A 21,405-nucleotide genomic window follows, 5' to 3' on the forward strand; every position below is an offset into this window, starting at 1 on the left:
AAGAAGATTCGCCGTGCTAGCGCTGCCGCGGCCTCCGCGCAATCGCCCATCGCGCCATCGATGATGGCCGGCACCTCAGCCGGACACCAAGCGACCCGCGCGATAGTCGGAAATGGCGCGCTCGATTTCCGCCTCGGTGTTCATCACGAACGGACCGCGCCGCGCGACCGGCTCGCGGATCGGTCGCGCCGAGAGCAGCAGAAAGCGCCCGCCCGCCTCGCTCCGGGCAGCGATCACGTCGCCGCGGCCCAGCACCGCTAGCTCCCCCGCGCTCACCTCGCGCCCGCCCAAGCGCGTGCTTCCGGACAGCGCATAGACGAAGGCATTGTCGTCGGTGACCACCGTGTGACGGAAGCTGCCCCCCGGCGCCAGGCTCACGTCCAGCATCTGAGGCTCCGTCACGATGCCCTGCACCGGGCCCACGGAGCTGCCGAAGCGCCCCGCCACGACGCGCACCCGCGCCTTGCCGAGCTGCGCTTCGGGGATGCGCTCGGGCGCGATGTCCTGGTAACGCGGCGTGCGCATCTTCTGGCGCGCCGGCAGGTTGACCCAGAGCTGAAAGCCCCACAGCTCCCCGCCCTCTTCTTTCGGCATCTCCGAATGGACGATGCCATGGCCCGCCGTCATCCACTGCGCACTGCCGGGACCGAGGCGACCGTGGTTCCCCATGCTGTCACGATGGACCATCGCGCCGTTCAGCATGTAGGTGACGGTCTCGAAACCGCGGTGCGGATGCGTGGGGAATCCGGCGAGGTAGTCACGAGGGTCGCTCGAGTGGATCTCGTCGAGCAGCAAGAACGGGTCGAGCATGCCCAGGGCACCAGAGCCGAGGGAGCGCCGGAGCCGAACGCCGGCACCGTCACGCGTCTGCATCGCCGGAACGATCAAGTCGACCGCGCGCTCCGTCGGGACGCTGCGCTCCTCGCTCTTGCAGCCGAGCGCGAGGGCGCCGGACGCGAGCAACAGATTCCGCCGAGATAGTTGGTGCACGGAGCTTCGAAAGATACCACGCATTGCCCGGCTGTCCGGGCTCTGGTAACGCCTCCCGCATGAAGCTTCGGGGACTCTGTGCACTGACTGTCTGCACTGTGCTTTTCGGATGCGGCGGCGGCGACGACGGCGGCACGCCCGCCAGTGGCGGCGCTTCCGGCAGTGGCGGCGCTTCCGGCAGCGGCGGCAGTGCGGGCGCGAGCGGGCCCCTGAGCCTGGCTCCGGGCGACGTCGCCGAGCTCACCGTCGCGAGCGATCAGGCGTCCATCACCGTGGCCACGCCCAACGGGGACGAGCACTTCGTGTTGATCCTCGCCTCCACGGATCTCTCGAAGGACGGCCCCGGCGGCAGCTACACGGTGTCGTTCGACGCCGGCGCCGAGTCCAACGCCCACATCGCCAGCGGCTGCTCGCTCACGCCCGACGCCTGGATGAACGCGCCGGTCCCCACGGAAACACCGCCCACCGGCGCGGGGCCGAGCGTCGGTACCCAACGGGACATCGACATCCCGACGCCGTCGGGCAAGGAGACCATCACCGCGGAGGCCGTTGCCGTGGCCGAGCACACCGTGGTGTGGGCCGACGTGACCACCGCGCACCCCGCCGTGCTCGATGCCGCAGTGGTGCAGGAGTTCCTCACCGACTTCGAGAACACGATCTTGCCGCGGGAGCGCGAGGTCTTCGGCATCGAGTCCGACGAAGACGGCGACGGCCACGTACAGTTGGTGTTCACACCGGTGACCAACAAGACCGCCGTCGCGTTCTTCAGCAACTGCGATCTCAAGAGCGCCATCGGCTGTGCCAGCAGCAACCAGGGCGAGTACCTGTACCTCACGCCCCCCAACGCCATCGATCCGCCGTACAACACGCCAAGCGCGATCAAGGAAATCCTCGCCCACGAGCTTTCCCACATGATCCACTTCAACCGGAAGGTGTTGAAGGCGGGCACCGGCGGCTGGGCCGAAAGCGCGTACATGATCGAGGGCGTGGGCGCCTTCGCGCAGGACGTCATCGGCTACCAAGCCGGCAACTTCTACGTCACCAAGGCGGGCCTCGACGCCATCGACCAGTACTCCCTGGGGCAGACGCTGGTGGACGGCGTGCAGTACGACCTCAACAACGACGGCGTGCTGCGCGGCGGCTCGTACCTGTTCGTTCGCTGGTTCTACGATCGCGCCGGAGGGGACTTCGCCGAGACCGACGGCAGCATCACTTCCAAGGGCGGGCCCGCCTTCCTGCGCGCCGTGCTCGACGCGCCCGAAGGTATTTCCACCGTGCTACCGGAGAAGAGCGGCTCCTCGATGGAAGAGCTCGCAACGGACTTCTGGACCACTCTGGCGATGAGCAATCGCGACGCCGCCGGCGGCGTGGCGCCCCAAAACCCCTGCTTCGCCTATCTGCCGACGCAGGACGATCCCGTCACCACCCGCCAGCGCGGTGCCAACCTCTACGCCAGCTTCCACGGCCAGGCGATGACGGGCCCCAAGGTGACGCCCGTGGATCAGGCCGACGGCCAGCTCCCCGCCGGGGGCGCGGACTTCCTCGAAGTCAGCGCCACCCCGGGTCAATCGGAGCTATCCATCTCCATTGGTTTTGTCGGGCCGGCGCGAGCACGGCTCGGACGAACTCAGTGAACCGTCACACTGGTGATCACCGTCTGCGACTGTCCACCGAAGGCGGGCATCGTCGCTTCCGACAGGCGCTTCACGATGCACTTGCCCGTCGGTGAGCCCAAGTAGGGTCCAGACGTGACCACGGCGTTCTCGACGGAGCCGCTGGTCGCAAAGGTCACGGCCACTTCGGCGGTTCCCGGATTCTCACCACGCATGCGGCAGCGCGACGCCGCAGCGGCTTGCTTGGCGAGCGCCTTGAGCGCCAACGCGCGATCGAACTCGCCGCTGCCGCCCGCGGGTGCGGGCTCGGGCTCGGCCGCGGCGCTGGGCTCCGGCTCGGACGGCGCTTCCGGCTCGGCCGCCGCACTCGCTGAAGGCTCGGGCTCCGCCTGCGCGCTCGGCTCCGGCTCCGCCGGCTGCTCCGCCGTGACCGTGGGTTGGGGCTCGGGCGTCTCCGGCGTGGCCGTGTGCTCCGCCGGCGGCCCGGCCGCGGGTGACTCCGCCCGGGGCGTCTCCTTCGCGGTCTCGCCGTCGCCGCCCTTGTCTCGCAGGAACCACCAGGCGGCGCCCACTGCGATGATCAGCAACGCGATCCACAGGCCGTTGGACCCGCCGGGCTTCTCTTCCTCCACCGGCTCGGCGCGGCGGCGCTTGGCAGGGGGCTCGTCATCCCCCTTCGAAGCCTTGGACTTCGCCTTGGGGGGCTCGTCGGACTCTTCCTCGTCGTCGTCGGATTCGTCCTCGTCGTCGGACTCTTCCTCGTCGTCGGATTCGTCCTCGTCGTCGGACTCTTCCTCGTCGTCGGATTCGTCCTCGTCGTCGTCGGACTCTTCCTCGTCGTCGGACTCTTCCTCGTCGTCGGATTCGTCCTCGTCGTCGGACTCTTCCTCGTCGTCGGACTCTTCCTCGTCGTCGTCGGATTCGTCCTCGTCGTCGGATTCGTCCTCGTCGTCGGATTCGTCCTCGTCGTCGGATTCGTCCTCGTCGTCGGATTCGTCCTCGTCGTCGTCCTTCTTCGAGGCGGCCTTTGGCGGGTCGGCCTTCTGTTTCGAAGCCTTCCCCTTCCCCTTTTCCTCTTCCTCGTCCAGGTCCTCGCGCTCGCGATCATCCCGGTCGTCGTCGGCCATGAGCCCTCCAGTTCGGATAGGGCCTCACTCTGCCGAAAATGCCTCGCCCGCGAAAGCCCGGGCTCGGGACGCCTACTTTTCCGGGGCTTCCGCCTCCGGTTCGTCGGCCAGATACGCGTTCAAGCGCTCTTCCGCCATGCGCCGAAACTGCTGGTAGCTCTCGACGCCGAACACGCGCAGCAGCGTGACGTACACGAGCACCCCGATGGTCAGCCGCACGAACACGTCCGCGCCGCCGCTCAGGTAGGGCGACAGCACGAAGCCCAGCCCGAAGATCACGCCGGTCGAAGCCAAGGAGCAGCCCAGGGCGCCGCGTACGGAGCGAAAGATCTCCACGGGCGCGAGGCCGATGAGCTTGCCGGGGATCGCGAGCTCCGGGTAGCCCAGCACCACCACGTTCATGATCGCGTAACACAGCGCCACGCTCTCGATGCTGCCGAGATAGATGCCCACGCCGATCGCCCCGACGGTGAGCGTACCGCTCACCAGCCCCCAACGCATCATGACGTCGGTGCGTCCCTGCGACTTGTAGATCCAGCTCACCGTGGTGCTGATCGCCTGGAACGCCCCGGTGACACAGAAAATGCTCAGCACCGTGGCGGCGCCCGCCCACTGATCGCCATACAAGACCACGATGAAACGAGGCGCGAGCACGCTGAGGGCGAGCATCACCGGGAACGTACCCATCGCGATCAGCGACAGCACCTGTAGGTACAGCTTCTTGGTGGCCTCCGCGTCGCCCTGCATCTTGGAGAACGTGGGGAACATCACCCTGGCCAACACCGCGCCGACGTCGGACACCGGCATGGTCATGGTGGAGTAGGCGCGGCCGTACAGGCCCAAGGGAGTCGCCCCCAGCACGCGTCCGATCAGCAGATCGTCGGACTTCCGCGTCCAATAGTGGAGCGTGGAGTAGCCCAGGAGATTGGAGCTGAAGCGCCACAGATCGCCGAGCGCGCTCTGACGAACGCCGCCTTGCGGTCGAAACCCCGACACGCTCCACAGCACCAGCACGCTGGTCAGGCTCGACGCAAGGACGTGAGCGACCAGCGCCCAAACGCCGAAGCCCGCCAGGGCCATGCCGAGCGCCACGCCACTGGCCACGATGACCGAGATCGCTTCGACGCCCGCCAGCGTGCGAAAGCGCATCTCGCGCGTGAGTCGCGCCGTGGGCACTGCGGCGAAGGGCGAGATGGCGAAGTCCAACCCGATGACCCGCACCAGCGCCGTGAGCGCCGGCTCACGGAAGAACGCGGCGATGGCCGGCGCCAGGGCGGCCAAGCCCCCGGCGAGCACGAAGCCCGTGGCGACGTTGAGCCAGAACACGCTGGTCCAGTGCCCCTCGTCCACTTCCTTGCGCTGGACCAAGGCGTCGGAAAATCCGAGATCCGCCAGCACCGAAAGAAACCCGGTGACTACGGCGATCATGCCGACCAGACCGAAATCCGCCGGGGTGAGCAGCCGCGCCAGAACCAACGTGACCACGAAGCCGCCGGCCTTGGCCACGAAGCGGCCGGCCCCGGTCCACGCCACGCCCGCCCCCGCTGTGCGCGCCAGACTCATGAGCTTCGACGTGCGAAGGCGTGCTTACCAGCCGAGGCGCGTCTTCAGCTCTTGAGTGAGCGACGCGCCCATGGCCGCGTGGGTCTTGGCACTCGGATGCCAGTCGCAACCCCAGCCGTCCATCGTGACGGACATGAAGTAGCTGTACACGTTCGAGTCGCCGGCGCTCTTGCGCGCCGCGACTGCCGCTTCCACGTTCTTCTGGGCGGTGCTCAAGTCCGTTCCGGACAGCAGCGTGGGAACCATCGCCAGAATGAGCGCGTTCGGGTTCTTCTGCCGGATGTTCTCGAGGAACGCCACGTAGGCGTCGGTGAACTGCTTGTCCGTCGGATCCCCGCCGGTGCTGTAGTCGTTGGTCCCCAGGTTGATCACGACCACCTCGGGCTGCCACTTGGAGAAATCCCAGGCCGGCGTGCTGCTGTAAGGCAAGATGCGCTCGTACAGCTCCGGCATGGGCTCGTTGGTATCCGTGCCGTAGTTGAAGATCACGCCCTTGCCGGACCACGCCACCGTCACCACCTCCGCGTTCAGGTTGCGCGCGGCGATGGCGCCGTAGGTGATGTAGTGGTTCTCAGTGTCGGCGCTGAAGTTGCAGTATTGGTCCGCACCCTCGTTGCCGTAACCACAGGTGATGGAGTCGCCGATCACCTCGATGCGATGCGCCGCGGGCGGCGGCGGAGGCAAGAGCATGCCGCCGCCCAGATCGACGCCGAGGTAGCGCGTGGCGCCGAACGAAGCCTCCGTCCGTCGATACATGCGCACCTCGTGCTCGCCCGCGGCGAGCCCGGTGGCCACGACGTACTTCTGCTCGCCCTTCTGAGTCTCCAACCGCGGCTGCTCCGCGCCGTCCACGAGCACGGTCCAGAAGCCGGCGGGATCGTCGAGGGTGACGGACGCCTCGGTGCCGTCGAAGCGGAACAGGATCCCGCTACCCGACCATGCCATCTTCACGACGCCGGTCTCGCTGTCGTCCGTGCGACCCACGAAGCGCACCTCGGGCACGCCGGGGTTTCCTCCGCTGCCCGCGGCGCCCGCAGCGCCGCCCGTCGCTCCGCCGCTTCCGCCAGCGCCCCCCGTGGCGCCGCCGCTGCCACCGCCGGACCCGGCGGCGCCGCCGCTTCCGCCACTGCTGCTGCCGGAAGCCCCCGCCATGCCACCGCTGGCGGGGGAGCCGCCGCTGTCATCCGAGCTGCAGCCGAAGGAGAAGAGCGAGAGTCCGAGCGCGACGATCCAGATCCGATGCCCCATGGAACGATGGTCCCACGGGGACCTACACGGGCGCAACGACGCTCAATCTGCTTCCAGCTCGAAGCGAAGCACGTGGGCGCCGGCGAGGTCCGCGTGGCGGAGCGTGGTCCCCTCCACCGGCTCACCGTCGAGCAGCACGCGCTTGGGGTGCAGGCCCAGCTTGGGAGCCGGGGATGCCTGGATCTCGAGGTCCCCGCCGGGCCGGCGCAGCACCATTTTCTGGTAGCGCGGCATACCGAGGATGTACTGGTCGGTGCCGCTCACCGGGTACAGGCCGGCTCCCGCAAACAGGAGCCACGCGCTCATGGTGCCGCCGTCGTCGTTGCCGGGAATGCCATCCGGGCCGTCGCCGTACAGCTCCGTCACCACCCAGTCGATCATGCGGTAGCCCTCACCGGGCTCACCCCAAGCAGCGAACAGCCACGGTGCGTTGATGTCCGGCTCGTTGCTGGGCCAGTAGTGCTTGCGCACGCCCACCAGGGGCACGTCTTCCAGGGACGCTTGGTAGAACTCCCGCAGACGATCCAGGGCAGCGTCTTTTCCCCCCAGCGTTTGCGCCAAGCCCTCGGGATCGTGGGGCACCATCCACAAGTAGTGCCAGGCGTTGCCCTCCACGAAGGCGTCGTCCATCGCCGTCGGGTCGCTCATCGCGTCCCAGCTGCCGTCCGCCTTCTTGGGCCGGAAGAAGCCCATGCCCGAGTCGTACAGCGCCGCATAGCTCTTGCCCCGCTGACCGAGCTCGTCGGCATCTGCGCCGATGCCCAGGCGCTGGGCCCAGTTGGCCAGCGCCGCATCCGCCACGGCGTATTCCTGGGTCTTGGACACGCTCCCGTTCGAAACGTCGCTCGGCACGAAGCCATGGGAAATGTAGTCCGGCAGATCTCCGTCTCGCCCACCCACGGGCCCCGGGGAGGGGCCGTAGGCCGCCACCCGCGAGAGTTGATAGGCGGCGCCTTCGTCGGAGAACACCACGCCCTTCTGCGCCGACTCCGAGAGCACGATCTCGCCGGGGGAGCCGATCATGGTGTGCGAGTCCCCATGGGCGATGCCCCACACGGGAACCGCGCCGCCTTCCGCCGCCATGCTCACCAGTGACTCGGCGAAGTCCGCGTTGTGATCGTCCTCCGTGAGCAGCAGCCACGGGTGCAGCGTGCGGTAGGTGTCCCACAGCGAAAAGTCGTTGTAGCGACGCCCCGAGCCGCTGGCGACTTGCCCCATGGCGTCCACGTAGCGGCCATCAACGTCGCTCATCAACGTCGGCATCAGCAGCGCGTGGTACAGCGCCGTCGCCATCACCTTCGTGTCGTACTCGTTCGCTCCGTAGAGCTCCACCCTGCCGAGGGCCGTCTTCCAGGTGTCCTCCGCGGCCGCCCGCATCGCATCGAAATCGAAATCCGGGGCTTCCGCGTCCAGGTTCTTCTTCGCGCCCTGGGCGTCCACGAAGCTGACCGCCACCCGGAGGCGCACCTCCGCGGTGCCCTTCGGGAATTCGAGCCACGCGCCCACGGGCGTTCCACTCACCGTAGCTTGTCCCTCGTGCAGTCCGCCGTCGTCGAAGGTGCCGAAGGCCGTTGGCGCCACGTCGAGCTCACCCCGCGCGTACACGTGATAGCCCCCGATGCGCCCGGTCATCGAGCCGTGGTGCTCCACGTGGGCATCGAAGGCCTGTCCCGCCACGGTCACGTCCGCCGCGGGAATGTCGCCTTCGAGCCGGTGGTTCAGATCCAGGAGCAGCACCGGGTCGCTGCCCTCCGGGAAGGTGAAGCGAAACAGCGCCGCCCGCGCCGCAGACGTGATCTCCGTGCGAATGCCGTCCGCCAGCGTCACGCCGTAGTAGCCGAGCTTGGTCTCCTCACTCGCCTTGTCGAAGGCTTGCATGTGTCCGGGCTCGTCCCGCTTGTCGGCGCTCATCCCCAGCGTCGGCATGATCCCCACGGTGCCGTAGTCCGGCACGCCGGTGCCCTCGAAGTGCAACAGCGAGAACGCGCGCAGTATCGTGTCGTCCGCGTAGTACCCGGAGCAATGGTAGAAGCTGGTGACGCCCTTCTCCGTGCGCGTGTCCGGGCTCGGATGGATCATCGCGAACGGTAGCGCCGGGCCGGGGTAGGTAGAGCCGACGCCGAAACCGATGCCACCGGTCCCGATCCGCGGGTCCACCGCCTGAAACAGATCCTGTTTTTGTTGGACCGGCGCAAAACCACCGTCCCCGGACTCACCGTCCGAACATCCAACGGCGAGCCCCGCGAGGAGCACGGCAATCACCACGGCACTTCGCTCTGCCACGTCGAGACAATAGCACTGTGTCGCGACGCTACGATTGGCAGGACTGACACGGACGCCAGCGCCCACCGCCGCGCCGCCCCCCGCGCGCCGAGCGCGAATGCCGCAAAACACCGGCAATTTTGCCTGGCACGCGCGTTGCGAAAGCGTCCCAGCGAGACAACCGAACGAACTCGAAAGGAGGCCTCAATGTTTCGCTCCAAGTGGATCACGTGTGTCCTCGGTGTCGGGCTCGTCTCCGCCAGCGTCGCGGCCTGCGACCAGACGAAGTCGACGTCCACCAACGACACCACAGGCACGTCGACTCCCGCCACGGACCAGAACGCCACCAACACCACGACGACTCACGAGAAGCTGTCCGACTCGGACATCACCCAGGCCGTCGAACGCCGGCTGTTCGCCGACGGAACCATCCACGACGGCGACGTCGTGATCAAGACGACGGACGGCGTGGTGCAGCTCATCGGGCACACCGACAATCTGATCACCAAGAAGCGCGCGGAGCTGCTGGCGTCCACCGTCAAGGGCGTACGCAGCATCTCGAACCGCATCGAGGTGAAGACGCCGAAGCGCGCCGACTCCGACATCCAGAACGAGGTGGAGCACGCGCTCATGTTCGACGCCGCCGCCGAAGCGTACGAAATCGACGTCACCGTGAAGGACCAGGTCGTGAAGCTCACGGGCAAGGTCGACTCGTGGACAGAGCAGAAGCTCGCCGAGCGCATCGCCGAAGGCGTGCGCGGTGTGAAGCGCGTGGATGACCAGATCCAAGTCAACTACGACAAGCAGCGTCCGGACAGCGAAGTGCTGGCCGACGTCCAGGCCCGCCTGCGCTGGGACGCCCTGGTCGATCAGGGCATGCTGCAGGAGAGCGTCGAAGACGGCGTCGTGACCCTGAGCGGCGTGGTGGGCAGCCTGGCCGAGAAGCTCCACGCTCGCAACGACGCCTGGAAGGTCGTCGGCGTGAAGAACGTGAAGGACGACGACGTCGATGTGGAGTGGTGGGCCAAGCGCAGCGACCTGCGTGCCAACCGTCCGACCTACGAGCCCGACGGCGAGATCGACAATGCCATCGAAGACGCGCTCCTCATCGATCCTCGAGTGAGCTCCTTCGACATCGACGTCTCCGTCGACGGAGGCGTGGTGACGCTGAAAGGCAACGTGACCAGCCTGAAGGCCAAGCGCGCAGCCGCCCAGCTCGCCAACGACACCACCGGCGTCCGCGGCGTGAAGAACCTCCTGCAGGTGAGCATGACCAAGCCGCCGACGGACGCGGTCCTCGCGGACCGTGTGCGCTCGGCGCTGCTGTTCGACCCGCTGACCAGCGGCTTCGAGCTGCCCGTCACGGTGAAAGATGGCGTTGCCACGCTGAACGGCACCGTGAACACCTACACGGAGAAGGCGGAAGCCGAAGACGCCGCGTCGGCCATCGCGGGCATCAAGGACGTGAAGAACCAGATCGACGTGAAGTCCGAGGTCGCCTTCGTGTTCCAGGAGTACAGCTACCCGCTGTCGCCGCTCGTGGACTGGAAGACGTTCCGCCCCGACAAGAGCGGCACCTCCGACGCGAGCATCCAGTCGAACATCGCGAACGAGCTGTTCTGGAGCCCGTTCCTCGACTCCGGCGACATCAACGTCCGAGTGGACCAGGGTGTAGCGACGCTCAGCGGTACCGTGGATACGTGGCGTGAGCGCAATGCGGCGACGACCAGCGCCTACGAGGGCGGCGCCACCATCGTGAAGAACGAGCTATCCGTGAAGTGACGGCCCTCGGACGCGACGGCGTCCGCGACGGGATCCGCGCCGGTCCAACAAAAGAAGCCCGACATTTTTCGGGATCCTGTTGGTTCGGCGCGATACCCGGCGCGGGGCGCTTGCCGGCGTGGTCAGTCGGCGTCCACGCTGACGGAGAGCTTGCGCTTTTCGATGAGGCACTTGTCGGCGGTGCACACGGAGAACGACAGCGTGCCGCTGACGGTCGTCTTCCCCTTTTGCGCCGGCGTGAAGGGCACGGCCATGCTGGCGGATTTCTCCGAAACGGACATGCCGCGCACGGTGGAGCCGCCGTCGACCGCGAACTTGTACGGATACTTTGGGTTGCAGTGATACGGCGCCTTGGCCGACAGCACGATGGACGCGTTGGCGCTCTGCCCTGCGCGCACCGGGCTCGGCGCGGAGATGGACACTGCGAAGCTGTCAGACGACGCAGACGTTCCCCCCACCGTCTTCACCTTGCGCTCGGGCTCGGCGCTGGCCGTGGGTGCGGCCTTGGCGGTGGGCGCCGCGGTCGTGGTCGCTGCCGCGGCCTTGGCGGTGGCGGCCGGCTTCGCCGTGGTGGCGGGCTCGGCGCTCTTCGCCTCCGGCGCGGCGCTGTCCTTCGGCGTCGGCTCGGCGGATGCGGTCGGTTCCGGCGTGGACGCCGCCGGCTCCGGCGCGGACGCGACGGGCTCCGGCTTGGGCTCCGCGCTCGGAGCGGTGTCGGTCTGGGGTTCGGTCTTGTCGCACGCGGCGAGCACGAGCAACCCCAAGAGCGGGGCTGCGAGTTTCCACGTCATTTCGGAAGCTCCACTTCGTTGATCGGCTGCACGTTCATACCACCGGGATAGCCGTAGGAAACGTAGTCCGTGAAGCTCGACGTAAAAGGCCCTCCCCACCCCCAAATCCACAGGCCGAATTTGCCTTCGCTGTGCATTTCGTGGGCGCCGGTGGAGCAGCCCCCCACGCTCTGGAAATCGCCCTTGGTCAGGTCCACCCGCGTGTACTCGTAGCCCGCGAGCGGCTTCCAGCCGCCCAAGTTCCCCGCGCAGTCGAGAAACACATCACGAAACGTGCCCTCCTCCTTGGCCCGCACGACGACGAGATTCGTCCTGGGGTAGGTCGGGTCGGTGAAGAACAGGTAGCTCTTCAGGAACTGCTCGGGGGGAACGCTGAGCACGGCTTCCGGATCTCCGACGCCGTTCAAGTTGTTCGTGCTTCCGCCCGTCATGTAGTCGATGAGCAAGAACGGGTGGTTCTTGTCCTGGCTGTGGACGACGAACGGATACAGGGTGGTGAACTCCACCACCTGCCCGGCTTGCAGGACTGGCGGCCCGCCGACGTCGCTCGACCAGGTCAGATGCGTGTCGTCCACCACGCCCATCAGGCGCCAAAGCGCGGGCTCGGCGTTGCGGGGCTCGTGGCTCACGCCGGCGTACTCGTGGCCCAGGGCCTTGACGGGAGGGATCATCTGCTCGAGGTGATCGCAGAAGTCGATCTGGTTGGGCACCCAGGAGCAGCGCGCTCCCGCGAAGAAGCCCACGGGCTTGTCGGCCTTCACCTGCGATCCGGTCAAGACATCGAGTTGGGTGAGCTGGAGGTGCTCGCCGGCTTCCAGCGTGACGTTGTAGTCACTGTTGGCGCTACCAGGCGGAAGCCCGTTGCCCCCAACGATGTTCTTCTTCGGAAGGATCGTGAGGTTGGTCTGCTCCTTGGCCACGATGTTGAGACTCGCCGCCTGCGGTCCCGTGGAGTACGCGTTCAGCGCGAGGTACTCCTTGTCCCACGCGCTGGCGGGGATCAGCAGTGAGGCCCCCGTGAACGCGGCGTTGCCGCCGCCGTAGGGGTTGATCTGATAGGCGACGACGGGAACGTCGGTGGTGATGCGGAACGCCTTCCCCTTCCCGCTCTTGTTGAACAGGAGCGCGCCGTTCGGCACCGCCGAAGGCTTGGGGCATATGGGGTTGTCCTTGGCCGGTGTGCCATCGGGCCCCGCCAAGAAAAGGATGGCCACCTTGCCCGGCGGAATGCCCGCGGCGCCCAGCGGTGCGTAGGTCAACGAGGGACCGAAGCCGATGGGCTGATAGGCGAAGCCGTCGATGGGAATCTCTTGTCCGTCCCACTCCACCTTCACCTTGGCAGCGGTATTCCAGTTGTTGGCCACGAAGGCGGCGAAGCACGAGTTGTCCTTCAAAGTGTCCATGAACACCGCGTAGTACTCGCAGCCGATGGACCGCTTGGCGGCATCGGCCGCGGCGCAGGCGTTCTCGCACTTGGTCGTCGAGGGATTGCAGCCGTTGGCCCCCAGACAGATCTCCTTCACGCTGCCATCGCAGTTCAGGATGGAGTGAAGGTCGTCACTGCAAACGGGACACTTCTTGGGCAGCCCTCCGTCCAAATCGATGCCGCCACCCGTGCCGGAGCTCCCGCCGGTTCCCGATGAACCTGACGTACCGCCATTTCCGGTGCCTCCGGTCGCGACGCTGCCCGGAGGTGGGTCCGCGCTGCTGCAAGACAGGATCAAAGATGGAAGAAGCCAAACAAGGCGCGGTCGTCCCCAAGACATTCCCGTCTCAGCGTACCACCTCGATGGCCAGCTCACACGAGAGCCGCGGTGTAAGTGCGCTGACTACCTTCGGAATCTGGCCTGGGCTGCTCGCGCGAAGGAGATGACCGATGTTAAGATAGGACAAGGAGCGCGTTGGGCACGGGCTCGGAGGTGATGACGTGGGGCACGCAATGATTTCTCGCGGCCGTGTACTTCTCTTGTTGGTGTTGGGCTTGTTCGTCCTGGGGCCTGCGTGCTCTGCCAGCGGTGGTGACGCCGCGACGACAAACCCCAAGAAAGACGGCGGTGGCGCCACTGGCGGAGGAGGAGGCATCGGCGGAACCGGCGGCGCGGACGGGGGCAACACCGACGGCTCGGCCGGAGACGGCTCCACCTGCACACCCGAAGAAGAGGTGTGCGACGGCAAGGACAACGACTGCAACGGCGTCATCGACGACAACGCCACCGACGCCATCACCTGGTACGAGGACAAAGACGGGGACGGCTGGGGCATCTCCGGCGTCACCAAGGTGAGCTGCACGCAGCCCACGGGCTACGCAGAGGAGCAGGTGAACGGCTTCGACTGCAACGACGACGACCCCAAGTTCCACCCGGGTGCCCCCGAGACGGATTGCTCGGATCCCAACGACTACAACTGCGACGGAAGCGTCGGGTTCACGGACGCGGATCAGGACGGCTCCCCGGCGTGTCAGGACTGCGACGACAAGGACAAGGACTCCTACCCCGGCGCCACGGAGATATGCGACGGCAAGGACAACGACTGCAACGGCTCCGCCGACGCCCCTGGTGGTGAGGACGACGTCGACAAGGACGGCAGCTTCTCTTGCGAGGACTGCGACGACAACGACGGACAGAACTTCCCCGGCAACACCGAGAAGTGCGACGGCCAGGACAACGACTGCAACGGCCAGGCGGATGCCGCCGGCGGTGAGTTCGACAAGGACGGGGACGGCAGCTACTCGTGTGCCGACTGCGACGACAACGACAAGAACAACTTCCCCGGCAATACCGAGAAGTGCGACGGCAAGGACAACGACTGCAACGGCGTGGCCGACGCCCCCGGCGGCGAAGCGGACGCCGACGGGGACGGCAGCTACTCCTGCGCCGACTGTGACGACAACAACCCGAACAACTACCCGGGCAACACCGAGAAGTGCGACGGCGTCGACAACAACTGCAACGGTATTCCGGATGCCGACCCCAAGCACGAGATCGACGGGGACGCGGACGGCAGCCTGTCTTGCGTAGATTGCGACGACAACGACAAGGACCGCTACCCGGGTAATCCCGAGAAGTGCGACGGCAAGGACAACGACTGCAACGGCCTGGCGGACGCCCCGGGAGGCGAGACCGACAAGGACAACGACGGCAGCCTCTCCTGCGTGGATTGCAACGACAACGACGGCCAGAACTTCCCCGGCAACACCGAGAAGTGCGACGGCAAGGACAACAACTGCAACGGCGTGGCCGACGCGGATCCCAAGCACGAGATCGACGCTGACAACGACGGCAGCCTGTCTTGCGCCGACTGCAACGACAACGACGGCCAGAACTTCCCCGGCAACACCGAGAAGTGCGACGGCAAGGACAACAACTGCAACGGCCTAGCGGACTACCCCGGTGGCGAGGTCGACAACGACGGTGACGGCAAGTACTCCTGCGTCGACTGCAACGACAACGACCCGCAGGTGTACCCCGGCAACACCGAGAAATGCGACGGCAAGGACAACGACTGCAACCCGGCCACCTGGGCCAGCGGCGGGGAAAACGACAACGATGGCGACGGCAGCCTCTCCTGCGCGGACTGCAACGACAACGATCCGCAGAACTATCCGGGCAACAGCGAGAAGTGCGACGGCAAGGACAACAACTGCAACGTCATCATCGACCAGGCCGAAGTACCGGTGAACATCCTGTGCCCCACGCCTCCGCACGCCACCAGCGCGGTGTGCAACGGCGGACTGGGCTGCGGCGTTGGCAACAACTGCGCCGCCAACTGGTACGACCTGGACGGCACCTTCTCCAACGGCTGCGAGTGCCAGGCGCAGCCTTCACCAGTCAACACCGGCTCGGTGTGCAGCTCCGCCATCAACATCGGCACCTTGTCGGACGTCGCTCAGACCACCGTCACCGTGAACGGCAACGCTCCGGTCTCCGGACGTGACATCTGGTACACCTTCAACGCCACGGACGACACCGACACGAACGGCGACGAGTACCACATGGACGTGCGGTTCTTGACGAACCCCGGCAACACCTACCGCATGGACGTGTACCGCGGTGGCTGCTCCGGCAGCGGCGGCATCCAGATTGCCAGCGCGGAGAGCAGCATCACGGACTGGAAGACCGACTTCAACCGCACCAGCACGGGCTGCAGCGGGATTACCCCCTGCGGCGAAGGCAACTGCCACCCGGCCAGCAATCCCTCTTCCAGCTGGAACTTCTGCAACAACAACACGTCCACGTTCTACGTACGCATCTACAACGTGGGCGCGCCCACCTGCTCGGCCTACTCGCTGCAGCTCTCGAACGGCAAGTACTGAGCCCGCGCGAAGGAGCGCCGTGCCCCCACCGGGCGCGGCGCTCTTTTCTTTTTGTCGGCGCGACGGCGCGGCGCGACGGGGCTCGCGCCGGACCAACAAAGAAATGCGGAGAGCTACTCGGCCGGCTCGGACAGCACCGTGAGGCGCACGGGAAACGCCGACTTTGGTGTCGTCGTGAGCGGCGCGGGCGCCGGGGTGAAGGGCGTCCGGCGGCGGAGCTTGCCCGCCTCCATACCCAGGGCGGAGAGCTCACCGGGGCCGTAGATGTCCAGGTAGCCGCGCCACACACCCTCGCAGGCGTCGAACAGCGCGCAACGGCCGCACTCTGCCGGGTGATCCTTCAGGTCGAAGCGTTTGCGATCCTGCCAGTTGAAGCGGGAGCGACCCGCTTCAACCCGGGCCACGCCCACGTCGCCGCCGTCGTTGCGGATGGAGCAATCCGTGGACAGGTCACGGTACACGTCGCCCACGTAGCGCTCCATCAGGGCGCGGCTGCCGAGCAGCTCCGGCGGGAGCATGCACAGCGGCACGCCGCCGAAGCTGAAATGCTTCTTGAAGTGGTACTCGTTCAGGACCACGGCTTTCATGAGCACGGGGATCACGGCAGTGAGCGTGGGTGTGAGGTCCGAGCTGCCCTCGGCGTAGCCCTCAGGCCGCACGAAGTTCACTCGTAGATCGTCGAGGCCCATGTCCTCGTAGAAGAAGCGCATCATCTTGGGCAGCGCCCGGTAGTTCCAGCCGTTCAGCACCACGTTGATGCTGAGGCCGTCTTTCAAGGCGCCGGCGGCCTTCCGCTTCTTGAGGTTCTCGATGGCCTGGCACTTCTTTTCGAAGCCGCCTGGGACGCCGGTCTGCTTGTCTTCCAAGGGGCCGGTGTGGCCGTGCATGGAGATCGTCACGCGGGTGAGCCCGGCCTCCACGACCTGGTCCACGAACTTTTCGCGGCGGAACATCATCGCGTTGGTCGCGATGGCGATGCGCGTGTAGCCGAGCTCTTTCGCGAAGGCGATGCTCTCCACGATCTTGGGGTACGCCGTGGGCTCGCCGCCCAAGAAGCCGACGGACAGGTGGCCCTCCTCGCGCCAGCGACGGAGCTCCCCCTTCATGATGTCGAAGTCGATGAAGCGTTTGTCTTCCTTGCTGGGCATGCCGTCCAGGCAGAAGACGCACTTGTTGTTGCAGGTCTTGCCGACGTTGATCTCGACGTTCTTGCGCACGTCGCGAACGGAGCTCTCGACCTGGCTCACGAGGCCACCCCCACGGGTGACAGGGCCTCAGTCGAGTACAGCTCCGCGTAGCGGTCGAACACGCCCATGCACACGCCCTTGCGCTCGCAGCGGGTGCACTCCGCAGTGTGCACGCGCTTGCGATCCGGCGCCCAGGAGTAGATGCCGTCGAACACGACCTTGCCGGGGGCGCTCTGCCACTCCACGGTGACTCTGGGGTCCCAGTGAAGATCGTTGGAGAGCATCGCGTGCTCACCCAAGAGGCACATGGGCACGCCGAAAAAGCGAACGATGGCGCGCCCGGCCCGCGCGGGCACCGTGGGCAACACCTGGGCGAGCTTCTCGAGGGGCACCGCCAGCGCGGCGTAGGCGTCGAGCCCCTTGCCCTCCGGCGTGGTGTTGCTCACCACCACCAACCGTGCGCCCAACCGATCCGCCAGCGCGACGGTGTCCGGCAACGCGTCGATGTTGGCCTGGGTGACCACGGTGTTCACGTAGGCCGCGAACTCCGGGCGAATGGCCTGAGACAGCTCGATGGCGCGCGTCACCTGCTCGAAGCTGCCAGCACGTCCGGCGAGGGCGTCGTGCAGCTTTGCGCTGGGGCCGTGGAGCGAGAACAGGGCTTCGTCCAGGTAGGGCAGTGCGCGGCGGGCGAAGGCCTCGTCCGAGAGCATGGTACCGATGGTGCCCACGCTCGTTCGCATCCCGAGCTTCTTGGCCAGCGCCAAGGTTTCCACGAACTTCGGGTGGATGGTGGGCTCGCCCCCGGTGAGGTGCACGTTCTTCACGCCCCGGCTCGCGTGGGTGCGCAGCACGGTGGCCACGCGACCCCAGGTGACGGGGTACTTCCGGTAGCTCTGCATGCGGTGCTCTTCGGAGCAGAACGCGCAGCGCTCGGGGCAGGTGTACGTGAGGTGCAGCTCGAGGCGCTCCATGCGCCGCCCCGCAGGCCCGATCCAGGGCGTGGCCTCGGGCTCCCCCGCGATGACCGGCAGGTGCGTCATGCCGCGTTCCTCCGACGCCGGTAGTCGAGAAAGTCGCCGTACAGGCCGCGGCAGAAGCGGGATAGCTCGTGATCGGCGGACAGCGTGGAACGCCACACCTCCGGCGCCAGGCGCCGCTCCAGCAAGGCGTTCACCTCGCGCGCTTTCGCTTCCAACGCCGCGCGAGTGGGCGGCGCGACCAGGCTCCCCACCCGCGTTTCTTCCAGCGTGTCCGCAAGCCCGGCGGAGAGACCGAGGTTGCTCGGGTGGATACTGCCGTCGGCGTCCACGATCATGCCGGTGTTGAAGAACGGCGTGGGCGCCCAGGTGAACAGATTGCGGACGTACAGGAATCGACCGTCACGCCAGCGCTCGACGATGGTACTGGCGATGTCGGAAAAGCCGGTGCGAAGCGCCGCGAGCTGTTCCTCTCGCCAAGGCACGTAGTAGCCCGGCAAGAAGTTGAAGCGAGAGAACCCCAAAGAGAGCAGGTGCTCGAAGTTCTCCGCGGCAAAGCGAGCGGTGCTGGGCGCGATGGTCTGCGTCACCACGGTGCGCGGCATGCTCACCAGCTCGTCGCGGAGACTCATCAAGTGGTCGTAGGCGTCGGGAACCCCGGGCAGCGCCTGACGCAGGCGACGATGGTCCGAAGGCCGGCCGTCCATCGACAGGGTCAAGATCGCCTTCGGCTCCTGACGCAGGAAGTCGAGCCACTCCTGGTTCAGCCCCAGGCCATTGGTGGAAAGGTACACCCGGCGGATCTTCGGCTCGTCTCGAGCGGCCGAAAATACGGCGCGCACCACGTCTGGAACCAACAGCGGTTCCCCCCCGAACAGCTTTAGATCACCCCCCTCGAAACGCTCACAAAACAGCGAAACCGCCCGAGCTGCATCGGGCGGAGTGAGCGACGGCCAGCCATCCTTCGCGGTTGGACAGTAGCTACAGCGAAGGTTGCAGCGCCGAGTGACGGTTACGATGAGCTGGTTTACCACTGCCCATGCGAGCCGTGGGAACCGTGGGAACCGTGGGAGCCATGCGAACCGTGGGAGCCATGCGAACCGTGGGAGCCATGCGAGCCGTGGGAGCCATGGGACGCATGGGACGCATGGGCGTTGAACCCGCGCTCGAGTCCGCTCACGCGGCTATCCGCCCGCGCCAGAAGATCGCCGACGCCCTGCGGCTCGCTTGCCTGTCGCTGCTCGTCAGCCTGCATGAAGTCTGCGGGCCGCCGTTCGATCTTGGGCAGCTTGCTCTCGTGCTTCTTCTTGATCCCCTTCATAGCTCACCCTTCAAACGGCACAGCTCGACCCTTGCTCACGCGGTCGGGTCAAGGTCCAACGACGAAAGATCTTCTCGATGGTGCCATCCGAGTCGGCCGCGAGCCGCTCGAAGAGCACCGAAGCAATTGTATAATGTTCCTTGCACTTCGGCGAGTTCGGACGCTGGCCGAAGATATCGCCGTTCATCTGATAGTTGTGCATGGGACAAACGCCGCAAAAGGGCTTGTTCCAGCACGTTTCGCAGTGCGGCAAGGTGTCCTGCAGCGACGCGACGGCCATGGCCCGCACCGTGGGGTGCGTGTAGGCCTCCCGGTAGCTGGTGACCCCCGCCTCGCCGATCTGGAACATCTCGTTGCCCATCGCGGCCGTCATCCGCGCTTCGTCGCAGGTGTAGATCTTCCCGTCGAAGTTGTACGCCACCTGGCCGGTGCCGGCACCACAGGGCGAGCGGATGTCGACGAAGTTGGGGTCGTCTGCCGTGAGCATCTTCGTCAAGAACGTGGCCGCGGTACCTTCCACGATCTCCTTGCCCTGGAGATTCAGCTCGAGGATGTAGTCGAGGGCCTTCTTGTAGAACTCCAGGTACTCGTCGACCGTGTAGCCAATACGCTTCCAGGTATCGAGGGCGAAGCCGTAGGGGTTCAGCGGGCGCAGGAAGATGGTGTGCATCCCGAGCTCGAGATAGAGATCCACCACTTCCTTCCAGTGATCGAAGGTCTTGCGCGAGGTCGTCATCAGCGCGTCCACGTGCCAGAGCTGCGGGTCGCGCCCCTTCTCCACGTAACGGCGATTGAAGTAGTCGATCCACTTCCGCACGTTCTGGTAGGCGTTCTGATCGGCGCGCCAGGTGCGGTTGTAGTTGTGCAGCTCTTCCGGCCCATCCAGGCTGGTGCACACGAGCACTTCGTTGTCGATGAGCCACTCGGCGTTTTCCTCGGTCATGTAGGTCATGTTGGTGACCAAGGAATGCTCCAAGAGCTTGTTCTCGTAGCGGTTCTTCTCCCGGCTGTACTCCACGATGAAGCGGATCACCGGCATGTTGACCGTCGGCTCGCCGCCCTGAAACTCGAAGTTGACGTAGTTCGAGGTGGTCTGCATCGCGTGGTCCACGACCTTCTTGGCCGTCTCCAGCGACATGTCGGTGTCCACCCGATCCATGCTGGTGCGAGAGGCGTGGCAGTACTTGCACGACTGGTTGCACCGAAGCGTGGTGATCACGATGTGCAGGTGCGGGCCGACCCCCACAAAGCCCTTCTTGCGGGCAATGCCGTCAGCGATCTGCTGAACGTCGAAGCCGTCCCGCAGAAAGCCCTTGGACTTCAGTGCCTCGAACTCCGGGTGCCCCTCGGCGATGCGCCCCGCCAGCAGATCCGCGAACGCATCCTGCTCCAAGAAGTGCCACGCGCCAGCGTCGTTCGTCACCAGCTTCTTGCCGGCCACGTCGCCGTAGCGGAAGAAGGCCACCTTGTCTTCGACCAGCGGCAGGCGGCGAAGGTGCAGGGTCCGCGCTCCCATCAGCGCCTCGACCTCACTACCGTTTCCGCCAGCGCGAAGTTCGAGAGCTCGTCCCCGAGCACATCGGTCACGTCCGGATCCACCTCACTGATGGCGACGCGAATGTCGTCGTCTCCGACCGTCACGTCCAACTTTGCAAGATCCGAAAACGCCTCGGCGGCGGCTCGCACTGCATCCGGCGAGTACAAGGAACGGGCGAAGACCAGGGCTTCAGCCATCCTGCTTGCCTTCTTCCACGGCAGCGTCGTCCTTCTTGTCCCAGGGCACCGCCACCTCGAGCGGGTCTTCCGCCAGCTCCTCCGCGTCGAGCTCCGCCAAGAGCTCGGAGATGGTCGAGCTCTGTTGCTCGCCAAAGAAGGCCTTGGCCATGTACTGCTCCCGCAGGGTGGCCGTGGCCCGGCCGATGCGCAGGCGCAGCTGGCTGTTCAAGAGCTCGTTGGCGAACTCCCCGGCAAGCTCCTCGAGCTCGTCCGGTGTCGCCGTCTTCGACTTCGTGCGAAGCCGGATCCGCACCTTCTTGTCAGCGGGCCGCGCCAGGTACACGTACGCTCGGTCGATGAACAAATAGGCCGCGCCGTAGACGGCATCCAGCGCGTAGAGCTCTTCGTCCAGGTCGAAGGAAATCTCCCGATCCGAAAGCTCGAAGGTGAAATCCACGGCTTCCGGGTCGGTCTTCGTCGTTTCGGTCATGTTTCTCTTGGTTCGGCCCGGGT

Annotated in this window: 17 protein-coding genes; 3 read left to right on the forward strand and 14 right to left on the reverse strand. The window is 66.2% G+C overall.

The window, feature by feature from the left end:
* Positions 1–75: 75 nt before the first annotated feature.
* On the reverse strand, positions 76–873 hold the full coding sequence (locus H6717_15130) for a pirin family protein (protein ID MCB9578356.1): 798 nt from the start codon (positions 871–873) through the stop codon (positions 76–78).
* Positions 874–1,049: 176 nt separating this feature from the next.
* On the opposite strand from H6717_15130, the gene H6717_15135 reads away from it, so the two are divergent.
* Positions 1,050–2,624: a hypothetical protein gene (locus H6717_15135; GenBank protein MCB9578357.1), complete on the forward strand. Its 1,575-nt coding sequence runs from the start codon at positions 1,050–1,052 to the stop codon at positions 2,622–2,624.
* Here H6717_15135 and H6717_15140 read toward each other — a convergent pair.
* From H6717_15140 to H6717_15155, 4 genes are all read right to left on the reverse strand, one after another.
* Positions 2,618–3,730, reverse strand: coding sequence for a hypothetical protein (locus H6717_15140; protein MCB9578358.1), 1,113 nt, complete (start codon positions 3,728–3,730; stop codon positions 2,618–2,620). The two genes, H6717_15135 and H6717_15140, sit on opposite strands and share 7 nt — an antisense overlap.
* Before the next feature lie 72 nt (positions 3,731–3,802).
* Positions 3,803–5,293: a lipopolysaccharide biosynthesis protein gene (locus tag H6717_15145; protein MCB9578359.1), complete on the reverse strand. Its 1,491-nt coding sequence runs from the start codon at positions 5,291–5,293 to the stop codon at positions 3,803–3,805.
* A 24-nt stretch (positions 5,294–5,317) separates the two neighbouring features.
* Positions 5,318–6,541 (reverse strand): SGNH/GDSL hydrolase family protein, encoded by a 1,224-nt coding sequence (locus tag H6717_15150; GenBank protein MCB9578360.1) that lies wholly within the window; start codon positions 6,539–6,541, stop codon positions 5,318–5,320.
* Between the two features lie 42 nt (positions 6,542–6,583).
* Positions 6,584–8,824, reverse strand: coding sequence for a glycoside hydrolase family 92 protein (locus tag H6717_15155; protein ID MCB9578361.1), 2,241 nt, complete (start codon positions 8,822–8,824; stop codon positions 6,584–6,586).
* 186 nt (positions 8,825–9,010) lie between these two features.
* On the opposite strand from H6717_15155, the gene H6717_15160 reads away from it, so the two are divergent.
* Positions 9,011–10,585, forward strand: coding sequence for a BON domain-containing protein (locus H6717_15160; protein MCB9578362.1), 1,575 nt, complete (start codon positions 9,011–9,013; stop codon positions 10,583–10,585).
* A 122-nt stretch (positions 10,586–10,707) separates the two neighbouring features.
* Here H6717_15160 and H6717_15165 read toward each other — a convergent pair whose 3' ends face one another.
* Complete coding sequence (locus tag H6717_15165) at positions 10,708–11,376, reverse strand: hypothetical protein (protein ID MCB9578363.1); 669 nt, start codon at positions 11,374–11,376, stop codon at positions 10,708–10,710.
* Entirely contained in the window at positions 11,373–13,100 is a 1,728-nt protein-coding gene (locus H6717_15170; protein MCB9578364.1) for an IgGFc-binding protein, read from the reverse strand. The genes H6717_15165 and H6717_15170 overlap by 4 nt, the downstream gene beginning before the upstream one ends.
* Before the next feature lie 203 nt (positions 13,101–13,303).
* Here H6717_15170 and H6717_15175 point away from each other — a divergent pair, with 203 nt between their 5' ends.
* The gene (locus tag H6717_15175) at positions 13,304–15,688 is read left to right on the forward strand and encodes a putative metal-binding motif-containing protein (protein ID MCB9578365.1); all 2,385 of its coding nucleotides are present in this window, start codon (positions 13,304–13,306) and stop codon (positions 15,686–15,688) included.
* Positions 15,689–15,801: 113 nt separating this feature from the next.
* Here H6717_15175 and H6717_15180 read toward each other — a convergent pair whose 3' ends face one another.
* From H6717_15180 to hxsD, 7 genes are read right to left on the reverse strand one after another with little or no spacing between them, the layout of a single operon-like run.
* Positions 15,802–16,935, reverse strand: coding sequence for a radical SAM protein (locus H6717_15180; protein MCB9578366.1), 1,134 nt, complete (start codon positions 16,933–16,935; stop codon positions 15,802–15,804).
* Positions 16,932–17,918: a radical SAM protein gene (locus tag H6717_15185; GenBank protein ID MCB9578367.1), complete on the reverse strand. Its 987-nt coding sequence runs from the start codon at positions 17,916–17,918 to the stop codon at positions 16,932–16,934. Before H6717_15185 ends, H6717_15180 begins: the two co-directional genes overlap by 4 nt.
* The gene (locus H6717_15190) at positions 17,915–18,889 is read right to left on the reverse strand and encodes a radical SAM protein (GenBank protein ID MCB9578368.1); all 975 of its coding nucleotides are present in this window, start codon (positions 18,887–18,889) and stop codon (positions 17,915–17,917) included. Before H6717_15190 ends, H6717_15185 begins: the two co-directional genes overlap by 4 nt.
* Positions 18,883–19,176 (reverse strand): hypothetical protein, encoded by a 294-nt coding sequence (locus H6717_15195; GenBank protein MCB9578369.1) that lies wholly within the window; start codon positions 19,174–19,176, stop codon positions 18,883–18,885. The genes H6717_15190 and H6717_15195 overlap by 7 nt, the downstream gene beginning before the upstream one ends.
* A 10-nt stretch (positions 19,177–19,186) precedes the next feature.
* Complete coding sequence (gene hxsB / locus H6717_15200) at positions 19,187–20,692, reverse strand: His-Xaa-Ser system radical SAM maturase HxsB (GenBank protein MCB9578370.1); 1,506 nt, start codon at positions 20,690–20,692, stop codon at positions 19,187–19,189.
* Positions 20,692–20,910, reverse strand: a complete 219-nt coding sequence (locus H6717_15205) for a hypothetical protein (protein MCB9578371.1) — start codon at positions 20,908–20,910, stop codon at positions 20,692–20,694. The genes hxsB and H6717_15205 overlap by 1 nt, the downstream gene beginning before the upstream one ends.
* Positions 20,903–21,382, reverse strand: coding sequence for a His-Xaa-Ser system protein HxsD (hxsD, locus tag H6717_15210; GenBank protein MCB9578372.1), 480 nt, complete (start codon positions 21,380–21,382; stop codon positions 20,903–20,905). Before hxsD ends, H6717_15205 begins: the two co-directional genes overlap by 8 nt.
* Positions 21,383–21,405: the final 23 nt, after the last annotated feature.

The sequence above is a fragment of the Polyangiaceae bacterium genome (genome assembly GCA_020633235.1).
Taxonomy (GTDB): domain Bacteria; phylum Myxococcota_A; class Polyangia; order Polyangiales; family Polyangiaceae; genus JACKEA01.

Excerpts from the sequence above, each read along its gene's own strand:
- H6717_15130 (MCB9578356.1), bottom strand. The coding sequence starts at position 873 with ATGCAGACGCGTGACGGTGCCGGCGTTCGGCTCCGGCGCTCCCTCGGC.
- H6717_15135 (MCB9578357.1), top strand. The coding sequence starts at position 1,050 with ATGAAGCTTCGGGGACTCTGTGCACTGACTGTCTGCACTGTGCTTTTC.
- H6717_15140 (MCB9578358.1), bottom strand. The coding sequence starts at position 3,730 with ATGGCCGACGACGACCGGGATGATCGCGAGCGCGAGGACCTGGACGAG.
- H6717_15145 (MCB9578359.1), bottom strand. The coding sequence starts at position 5,293 with ATGAGTCTGGCGCGCACAGCGGGGGCGGGCGTGGCGTGGACCGGGGCC.
- H6717_15150 (MCB9578360.1), bottom strand. The coding sequence starts at position 6,541 with ATGGGGCATCGGATCTGGATCGTCGCGCTCGGACTCTCGCTCTTCTCC.
- H6717_15160 (MCB9578362.1), top strand. The coding sequence starts at position 9,011 with ATGTTTCGCTCCAAGTGGATCACGTGTGTCCTCGGTGTCGGGCTCGTC.
- H6717_15165 (MCB9578363.1), bottom strand. The coding sequence starts at position 11,376 with ATGACGTGGAAACTCGCAGCCCCGCTCTTGGGGTTGCTCGTGCTCGCC.
- H6717_15185 (MCB9578367.1), bottom strand. The coding sequence starts at position 17,918 with ATGACGCACCTGCCGGTCATCGCGGGGGAGCCCGAGGCCACGCCCTGG.
- H6717_15195 (MCB9578369.1), bottom strand. The coding sequence starts at position 19,176 with ATGAAGGGGATCAAGAAGAAGCACGAGAGCAAGCTGCCCAAGATCGAA.
- hxsB (MCB9578370.1), bottom strand. The coding sequence starts at position 20,692 with ATGGGAGCGCGGACCCTGCACCTTCGCCGCCTGCCGCTGGTCGAAGAC.
- H6717_15205 (MCB9578371.1), bottom strand. The coding sequence starts at position 20,910 with ATGGCTGAAGCCCTGGTCTTCGCCCGTTCCTTGTACTCGCCGGATGCA.
- hxsD (MCB9578372.1), bottom strand. The coding sequence starts at position 21,382 with ATGACCGAAACGACGAAGACCGACCCGGAAGCCGTGGATTTCACCTTC.